This is a genomic window from Streptococcus sp. HMSC078H03 (assembly GCF_001808655.1).
In the GTDB taxonomy this organism is placed as follows: domain Bacteria; phylum Bacillota; class Bacilli; order Lactobacillales; family Streptococcaceae; genus Streptococcus; species Streptococcus salivarius_G.
Genome location: NZ_KV794099.1, coordinates 1 through 3,618, shown reverse-complemented (window position 1 = coordinate 3,618; position 3,618 = coordinate 1). Strand labels below are relative to the sequence as shown.

1 protein-coding gene is annotated in these 3,618 nt (G+C 38.7%); it reads right to left on the bottom strand.

The annotated features are described in order from the left end of the window. A partial coding sequence (locus tag HMPREF2607_RS04840) for an SspB-related isopeptide-forming adhesin (protein ID WP_315940788.1) occupies nucleotides 1-3,618 on the bottom strand: 3,618 nt, incomplete at both ends.

Below are 3,618 nucleotides of genomic sequence, written 5' to 3'. Positions count from 1 at the left end.
GTGACTTAGTGAAGCCATCTTTAAGGTTAGCTGTAACAACACCATTTTCAACCTTAATGTCGAACTTAGAAGTTACATCCGCACCTGATACTGAATCGTAAGCCTTGATTGCTGATGCATCGACATCCAACTTAGTTTCATCGTAGTCATCAGTGATACCAACAGTTTGGATATGATCCTTGTTGTTAGCGTCAAATTGAGTTGTATCAAGCCATACTTGGTAGTAAAGTTTTTGACCAGGTTTAACTGACTTAGTATTCAAGTTTTCCAATTCGTTGTTTGATGCATCGTCAGCGTAAGGGTTGGTATTTGTATCTGCAACCTTATTAGCCAATTCTTTATCATCATCAACAAGTTTAGTACCTGTTACGTCGAATTTCGCTTCAGAAACAACATATTTTTCTGGTTGGAACTTAGGTTTTTCTGGTGGACGAACAGCATTGTTGAATTCTTTATCAGCAATTTCACCAATAGTTGCTACAAGAGCTTTAGCAGTACCATCATGAGAAACAGTGATTGTTACATTCGCTTTCATTGTATCGTATGTAACAGTTGCATCAGTTCCTTTGACTTCTTCTACTGTGTACTTGTGAACGCCTTCTTGGCCTTTCTTGAATTCAAGTTTAGAGAATTTAACATTACCAGCTGCATCATTCTTAACAGTTTCAACAACTTTACCTGCTGCATCCTTCAACTCGAATGTGAATTCGTTAGCTTTAAGCTCACGACCTTCCAAACGTTTAGTGAAGTTGAATCCGACTTCAACTGGAACACTGTTAACACGTTTTTCAGTTGGTACCTTAGGTGTTTCAACCTTCTTAGTTGTTGGGTTGTAGTAGTGAACAACTTGTCCAGCTGTATTTTCAATATCTACACCACCAGGAACAGTGTCTTTAACAGTGGTTGGAATATCAAATTTATAGTAACGACCAAAGGCAAACTTAGTTGTGTCGATAATTTGAGTGTTTGCAGCATCACCAAGTGACTTAGTGAAGCCATCTTTAAGGTTAGCTGTGATTACACCGTTTTCAACTGTGATGTCGAATTTAGCGGTAACATCTTCACCTGTTACTGAATCGTAAGCTTTAATCTTAGTAGCGTCAAGTTCCAACTTAGTTTCGTCGTAGTCATCAGAGATACCAACTGTTTGGATGTAATCCTTGTTGTTGGCGTCGAATTTAGTTGTATCGAGCCATACTTGGTAAACAAGTTTATCACCACGTTTAACAGACTTAGTATTCATGTTTTCCAATTCGTTGTTTGATGCATCATCAGCGTAAGGATTAGCATTTGTATCTGCAACCTTGTTAGCCAATTCTTTATCATCATCAACGAGCTTAGTACCTGTGATATCGAATTTTGCTTCAGAAACAACATATTTTTCTGGTTGGAACTTAGGTGTTTCTGGTGGGCGAACTTTGTTGTTGAACTCTTTATCGTTAGCACTTGAAGCGAATCCGCCTGTTGAAGCGTGGTTAACGACAGTTGTGAGAACTTTGCCTTCCTTAGTAACTTCCACTGTTACAGTTGCTTTCATAGCATCGTAAGTGATTGAAGTATCTTTACCAGCTACTTCTTCAACTGTGAAAGTGAATGTCTTACCAAGATCAGCTTTGTTGAACAAGAGTTTTTCAAACTTGATGTGACCATCTTTATCGTTGGTCACTGTTTGAAGAACCTTGTTGTCTTTGTCTTTCAATACGAAGCTGAACTCACCTGCAGTCAACTCACGGCCTTCAAGTCGTTTAGTGAAGTTGAACTCGAGTGGAACTGGAACGTTGTTTTCACGTGTTTGAGTTGGTTTTTCAGGAGTTGTAACTTTCTTATTGAATGGGTTGTATTGGTGAATTGTTTGGTTAGCTGTATTTTCAATATCTACACCGTCGTTAGCATCAATGTCTTTAACAACAGCTGGAATATCAAATTTATAGTAACGACCAAACTTGAATTTAGTTGTATCGATGACTGGAGTAGCATCTGTTGCACTAATAGCTTTAGTCAAGCTTGCTTTAGATGTACCGTAGAGAACACCATTTTCAACTTTAATATCGAACTTGTCTGTAACATCCTTACCAGTGATACCATCGTAAACCTTGATTTCAGAAGCGTCGATATCGAGCTTAGCTTCTTCGTAGTTGTCTGTGATACCAACTGTTTGAAGGTTGCTTTCTGCAGTGAAGTCACGAGTATCAAGCCATACTTGATAGTAGATCTTTTGACCACGTTTGAGGGTCTTACCATTCAAGTTTTGGATTTCAACTTTATCAGCTGAATCGTCGTCATCAGCAAGTTTGTTACCAATGATGTCGAAGCTTGGTTCTGAAACAACGTATTTCTCTGGTTTGAAGTTAGGAGTTACGTTGTTATCGAAGACACGATCGTCACCACCATAAGCATCTCCACCTACTGTAGCGTAAGAGATAACTGTTGACAATTGATCTCCTACTGAAGGTTGGATAACTTGAACAGTAACATTGACTTTCATGTTATCGTAAGTAACAGTTGTATCAGTTCCTTTAACTTCTTCTACTGTGTAGTTGAATGTCTTACCAAGATCTGCTTTAGCATAGTTGATAGTAGAGAATTTAACTTTACCTTCAGCGTCATTCTTAACAGTTTCAAGAACATTACCTTTTTCATCTTTCAATTCGAAAGTAAATTCTTTATCTTGCAACTTACGTCCGTTAAGTGTCTTACCGAAGATCAACTCGATAGCAGTTGGAACGTTGTTAACACGTTTTTCAGTTGGTTTGTTAGGTGTTTCAACTTTCTTAGTAGTTGGGTTGTAGTAGTTAACGACTTGAGCTGCTGTATTTTCAATTTCAGCACCATCGTAAGCACCGTCAGTAACCTTAGCTGGGATGACAAACTTGTAGTAACGTCCAAATTCGAACTTAGTAGTATCGATAACTTGAGTGTTTTCTGCATCACCAAGTGACTTAGTGAAGCCAGCTTTAAGGTTAGCAGTAATCACGCCGTTAGCGATAGAGATGTCGAACTTGTCAGTAACATCAGCACCAGTCTTACCATCGTAAGCCTTAATGTCTGAGGCTTTAACTTCCAATTTAGCTTCATCATAATCATCAGTGATACCAACAGTTTGGATGTTATCCTTGTTGTTTGCATCAAATTGATTTGTATCAAGCCATACTTGGTAGTTGATAGTTTCGCCACGTTTAACAGCTTTAGTATTGATGTTTTCTGCTTCGTTGTTATCAGCTTTATCCGCATATGGGTTCGCATTTGTTTCTGCGTACTTGTCTGCCAACTCTTTATCGTCATCAAGAAGTTTAGTACCAGTGATATCGAACTTACCGTTACCATCGCTAAGAACGTATTTCTCTGGTTGGAACTTAGGTTCGTCTGGAGGAGTTACACGGTTGTTAAATTCTTTATCCGCAATGTCGCCTACAGTCGCGATAAGAACTTTAGCTGTTCCATCGTGTTTAACTGTAACTGTTACATTCGCTTTCATTGTGTCGTATGTAACGGTTGCGTCTGAGCCTTTAACTTCTTCTACTGTGTAGTTGTGTACGCCTTCTTGACCCTTCTTGAATGACATAGCTGAGAACTTAACGTTACCAGATGCATCGTTGCTTACAGTTTCAAGAGTCTTAC